The sequence below is a fragment of the Actinoalloteichus spitiensis RMV-1378 genome (assembly GCF_000239155.1).
In the GTDB taxonomy this organism is placed as follows: Bacteria; Actinomycetota; Actinomycetes; order Mycobacteriales; family Pseudonocardiaceae; genus Actinoalloteichus_B; species Actinoalloteichus_B spitiensis.
In genome coordinates this window covers 1-5,140 of the sequence record NZ_AGVX02000234.1, presented here as the reverse complement: position 1 = coordinate 5,140, position 5,140 = coordinate 1, and the positions used below count along the sequence as shown (strand labels likewise).

At 72.1% G+C, this 5,140-nt stretch carries 6 protein-coding genes and 1 pseudogene; 2 read left to right on the top strand and 5 right to left on the bottom strand.

Annotated elements, in window-relative coordinates; translation table 11 throughout:
* Window positions 1-510: pseudogene (locus ACTIDRAF_RS34500) on the bottom strand (hypothetical protein); the annotation flags it as partial.
* A 531-nt stretch (window positions 511-1,041) separates the two neighbouring features.
* Here ACTIDRAF_RS34500 and crgA point away from each other — a divergent pair.
* A complete protein-coding gene (gene crgA / locus ACTIDRAF_RS0211810) occupies window positions 1,042-1,308 on the top strand; it encodes a cell division protein CrgA (RefSeq protein ID WP_026066010.1) in 267 nt (88 codons plus the stop codon).
* A 294-nt stretch (window positions 1,309-1,602) separates the two neighbouring features.
* Here the strand turns inward: crgA and ACTIDRAF_RS0211805 are convergent, their stop codons facing one another.
* The gene (locus ACTIDRAF_RS0211805; RefSeq protein WP_016698948.1) at window positions 1,603-2,526 is read right to left on the bottom strand and encodes a rhomboid family intramembrane serine protease; all 924 of its coding nucleotides are present in this window, start codon (window positions 2,524-2,526) and stop codon (window positions 1,603-1,605) included.
* A 77-nt stretch (window positions 2,527-2,603) separates the two neighbouring features.
* Complete coding sequence (locus ACTIDRAF_RS0211800) at window positions 2,604-3,161, bottom strand: peptidylprolyl isomerase (RefSeq protein ID WP_016698947.1); 558 nt, start codon at window positions 3,159-3,161, stop codon at window positions 2,604-2,606.
* A 152-nt stretch (window positions 3,162-3,313) separates the two neighbouring features.
* Between ACTIDRAF_RS0211800 and ACTIDRAF_RS28435 the strand changes: the two genes are divergently transcribed.
* Window positions 3,314-3,895 carry a hypothetical protein gene (locus ACTIDRAF_RS28435; RefSeq protein ID WP_016698946.1) on the top strand — a complete coding sequence of 194 codons (582 nt, stop codon included), beginning with the start codon at window positions 3,314-3,316 and terminating at the stop codon, window positions 3,893-3,895.
* A 45-nt stretch (window positions 3,896-3,940) separates the two neighbouring features.
* On the opposite strand, the gene ACTIDRAF_RS0211790 is transcribed toward ACTIDRAF_RS28435, so the two are convergent.
* On the bottom strand, window positions 3,941-4,483 hold the full coding sequence (locus tag ACTIDRAF_RS0211790; protein ID WP_016698945.1) for a DUF2020 domain-containing protein: 543 nt from the start codon (window positions 4,481-4,483) through the stop codon (window positions 3,941-3,943).
* A 50-nt stretch (window positions 4,484-4,533) separates the two neighbouring features.
* The coding region (locus tag ACTIDRAF_RS28430) for a methyltransferase (protein ID WP_016698943.1) at window positions 4,534-5,140 on the bottom strand (607 nt) is incomplete at its 5' end.

Here is a 5,140-nt window from a genome sequence, read left to right as displayed (position 1 = left end):
TGGCGCCTCAGCGGCTGCCGGGGCGGGGTGGTCGGGTGACCGGTGCCTGCGCCTGCCCCCACCGGGCTGGTTCGAGGGCGGGTAGACCGGTGCGGGGTTCTCCGCCGGGTGGTTCTGGGTCGCGGTGGGCCAGCTGGGCGGGTCGAGGTCGCCGTCCCGGCGTCGTTGTGCGCGGGTGCGTTGCGGAGCGCCGTCGTGGCCCGTCGGGGGCCGGCGGGTCAGGGGGCCGGTGCGGGGAGCCGGTCGGCCGGCCCCGTCGTCCGGGTCGCGGTAGCGGTGCCGCTCGGCGCGGGGCGGACGCGGTTCTCCGTGCGGAGGCTGGTGTGGTGGGTGGGGGGGCCTGGCCGGCTGGCCGTCCGCGCCGGGCCAGTGCTCCTCGTCCTCGGGGAACCCCTCCGCCCGGGGTGCCTCGGACCGTGCGTGGCGGCGGGGCTGCTGGGGCGGCGGCTGATGACGAGATCCGGGACGAGCACCGAACTGGTCCCCCGTCGGCGGGAACTCATGCACCACGCAACCTCCTGGCTCGGGTCCGCCGACCCAGGGGTCGGCAGGCATGCCTCTGACACCGGAACGGCGCCGCGTTCGGCTGGCTCGTTCCGGGACGAACTCCGCAGCTCGTGCGTCCCCGACGGCGCGCGCCCCGGCGTCGGCACGTCGGTGGGGACGGGCGGCCGTGGCGTGCGCGCTCTGACAGGGTAGTGGTCACGTCGCCGAGGGCGGTGACTTCCCGGTCGCCGGCACGCGTCCGGGTGCGGATCGACGGGGCGGCCCGTCGTGGTGACCGGCCCCGGGGAGAGGGGCGGGAGGCCCGTCGCACGAGACCGGCGCACCGTGTCGGGGAGGGCCCGGGAGGGCGCGGGATCACCTGGCTCCCTTCGGCCGTGGGCGACGTGCTGCGGGGCTCACACCTGTCCTTCGCGGCGGTCTTCCACTACGTTAACGTGGTCGTTGTGTCGGGTCGGCCACCCCGCGAAACACGCGGTCGGCCCGGCGTCAACGATCAGACGTCGTCGAACACCGGCCAACGCAGGCGAGGACACCATGCCGAAGTCCAAGGTCCGCAAGAAGGATGTCTACACCCCGCCGCCGGACAAACGTACTCCAGTGAAGGCGAAGGCGATCGGCCCCTCGCACCCGCTGTACGTCGCGGTGATGCTCGGGGTGATGGTGCTGGGCCTGCTGTGGCTGATCGTGAACTACATCGCCGGTGACCGGATTCCGCTGATGACGGAGCTGGGTTCCTGGAACTTCCTCGTCGGCTTCGCCTTGATGATCACTGGTCTGCTGATGACCATGCGCTGGCGTTGACCGCCCCTGAACGAGTTCCTTCCCCCGACCCGGACGTGTCATCACGTTCGGGTCGTTCGCTGTTCCGGCCCGGGTTACTCACCCCGGGTCACCGAAGTACACGGATGTAAGTAATCCCCACTGGGGACAACTCCTGTGGATAACTTTGCGCCCGGAGGCACAAGCGGCCGGTCGGGCCGGGTGGGTTGTCCACAGCCCTGCCGCCGGCACGTCGATCCGGTCGGCCGCGCCGCCCCGGTCGACGGCGGTCGCCGTCACGACCGGTCATCGCCGGGGCCGGCGGGTGCGGCTCGCTCAGAGCGTCAGCGGCACGCACCAGGTGCCGTCGGCCGAGCACCCCCAGGGGCCCAGCTGCGCGTCCCGCAGCAGGAACGCCACCGCGAGCAGCACGAGTATTCCGACGACGGTGCCGACCTGGACGGCGGTCCGCCTCTCCCGGGGGGCGAAGACCATGCCCGCCGTGGCCAGCGAACCGATGACCAGGCCACCGAGGTGTCCGAGCAGGGAGATGCCGGGGATCAGCACGCTGATCACGAGGTTGATGCCGATGAGCATCAGCGCCTGCCTGGGGTTGACCTTGAGCCGCAGCGCCGCGACGGCGACGCCTCCCATCAGCCCGAAGACCGCACCGGAGGCGCCGGCGACGCTGGTCTGCATGCTGCCGAGCAGGAACACGGCGATGCTGCCGCCGAACAGCGAGACCAGGTAGACGGCGACGAACCGGAGACGGCCGAGCAGCGTCTCCAGGTCGCGCCCCAGGATCCACAGCGCGTACATGTTGACGAGCAGGTGGAACGGGCCGATGTGCAGGAAACCCGCGGTGAGCAGTCGCCACCACTCGCCGGCGGCCACCTGGGGAGGCCAGAGCGACCACTGGGCGAAGAGCTCCGAGTTGGCGTTGTTCATCGGGTCCCGCGCCAGCACGGCGGTCGCCACGTAGACGAGCACGTTGACGGCCAGCAGGACCGGGACGACCACGGGTTTGGTGGCCACCCTGGCACCGGCCACCGTCACCGGGCGTCGCACGTCACGTTGACCCGCGCTCACGCACTCCACGCACTGCGAGCCGACGGCGGCCTCCCGCAGGCAGTCCGGGCAGGCCGGCCGCTCGCAGCGGGTGCAGCGCAGCCACGTCGCCCGGTCGGGGTGCCGGAAGCAGCCCGGGGGGCGTGGGGTGGTGTCCCCGGTCTCGTGCGACGGTTCCGATGGCACGGTCATGGCGTGGTCCCCGCTTCTGACGGCTCGGCTGATCGGACACGACCGGCGCGGCGCTGGGCCGTCCGGTGGAGGGCGCCCTACTCGGGGTCGGACACCTCGACCGTCACCCGGTCGATGACCACGTCGGTGACCGGGCGGTCGTGTGCGGCGGTCGCGGTACCGGCGATCGCGTCGACGACGTTGCGCGACTCCTGGTCGGCGACCTGGCCGAAGATGGTGTGCTTGAAGTTCAGGTGCGTGGTGGGCACGACGGTGATGAAGAACTGCGAGCCGTTGGTGCCGGGTCCGGAGTTCGCCATCGCGAGCAGGTAGGGCCGGTTGAACTGGAGTTCGGGGTGGAACTCGTCCTGGAACCGGTACCCGGGGCCGCCGCGTCCGGTCCCGGTCGGGTCACCCGTCTGGATCATGAATCCGTTGATGACCCGGTGGAAGATGACGCCGTCGTAGAACGGGCCCGACCGCTCTCCCCGCGCGTTCGGCTCCGTGTACTCGGCCGTTCCGGTGGCGAGCCCCACGAAGTTGCGGACGGTCTTCGGGGCCTTGTCCGGGAAGAGAGCGAGACGGATGTCGCCCTGCGAGGTGTGCAGGACGGCCGTCACCACCTTCCCGACGAGTGATTCGTTGCTGTCTACCACTGGTCCATCGTGCCATCCGAGCGAACCAGGCATAGAAGCGGCAGGATCGGGGCAACCCCTGGACGACAGTGCTGTCCGTACCGCGCTGATCTCCACGAACGGGGGCCAGCCGGATTTCCACGGCATGGGTCACGGACGTTGCGGAGGGAACGTTGGACGAGGTGAAGGCGATGGCGACGGCCGGCGAGTCGATGGGCCGGGCGGTCGGTACCGGGATCAGGACGGTGCGGGAAGGCGCCCAACGGGCGGGTCGGTCGGGGGCACGAGCCTCCCGGGACGCCGCCAGGCGGGCGGAGGACCGGCTCGCCCGACGGGGACTGGCCCCCGCCCAACTCGCGGAACTGCTCGACGAGAACGCGAAGAGCACTCGGAAGGGCCTGGACAGGAGGAAGAAGAAGCTGGTGAAGCAGCGGGCGAAGGCACAGAAGCAGCTGAGGAAGGCGGCCAAGGAGGCCCAGACCGAGCTGGCGAAGCAGAACCGTCCGCGTCGGCGCCGGTGGCCCTGGGTGGTGGCGGCGCTCGTGGCGGCGGGCGCGGCGGCGGTGGCCGCGTCGAAGCGCCAGGAGGAGGAGCTGTTCCTCGCCGAGGCGGACCTCAGCCCCGAACCGTCCGAGGCCGAGTCCGACCGGAAGCGGCAGGGTGACCCGTTGGCCAACGGGGTGACCGACGCCTCCCAGAACGGGACCGGCGAGAGCGCCAACTCCGACGCGGGCGAGCACAGCCGGAAACGCTGAGGTCGTCACCAGCGGCTGGGGAGGTCGTCGGCGGTCGGCCCGGTGTCAGAGCCCGAGTGCGCCGATGACCTCCTCGACCACTGCTCGGGCCGGGAAGCTCTGCTGCTGGTTGGTCCTCGCCACCACCGCGGTGCCCTTCTCGGGGTGGTAAACGGCGAAGACACCGCCGTCGGTACCGCTGGCCAGGCCGCCCGTCCAACCGCCCGGGAGTTCCGCGCTCTGCGAGTCCGCGACGGGGGCTTCCTGGTCGACCAGGGCTTTCGCGGTCCACGGCTCGCCAACGAAGACCCGGACCCGGAACTGCTCGCCGCCGTCAGCGCGGTAGAAGAAGCAGGACGGGTGCGGCTCGTCGTCGCCCAGCCGGACGGACGCCACGCGTTGGCCGTTGACGTCCTCGATGCTCGCGGTGGGCAGGTAGGGGCAGTCACCGTCGACGACCGCCTCGACCGGGGGCGGTGGTACCTCGCTCGGGCTGACGTAGGAGGTCACGGCGGGGGGCGGGGTGGCCGCGTTCTCCGGCTGCTCCGTCGAGCACGCCGCGAGCAGGGCGACGGCGGCGAGAGCGGCTGCGGCGGCGGGACGTCTCATAGCGGGTTCAGTCAACCATGTACCGATCACCGGTGGTCCCCGCCCCTTCCTCACCCGGGGCCCGCCTCCAGCACGTGCAGGTTCACCTCCCCCGGCACGGCGACGACGCGGTGCAACCGCAGTCCGGCGGCGCCGAGCAGGTCCTGGTACTCGCCCAACCGCCGCTCGCGCCCCCCGCCGGTCACCATCAGCTCCATGTCGTCGAGCGCGCTGAGCAGCCCGGCGTCGGGGTTCCGGTCGTCGTCCCACTCCGGTACGAGGCCGGTCACGACGAGCAGGGACGCGCCGCCCGGGTCCATCGCCGCCCGGCAGCGCCGCAGGACCGCCAGTACCTCCGCGTCCGACCATCCGCGCAGCACGTTCCTCAGCAGGTAGCCGTCCCCGCCTCGGGGGAGGTCCGCGGAGCAGTCCCCCTCCACGGCCGCGCACCGCTGGCCGACCCCGGCCTCGTCCAGCACCTCCAGTGCCTCGGCCAACACCGGTCGGGTGCCGAGGACGGTCGCCCGGCAGTCGGGGTACCGGTCGAGGACCCGGGCCAGCAGGGCGACGTCTCCCCCGCCCACGTCCACCAGGTGCCGGTAGCGGGAGAAGTCGTAGCCGTCCGCCAACGACTCGGCTTGGGCCTCCGACACCGCCCGTGCGGCGGCCCGGGCGGCG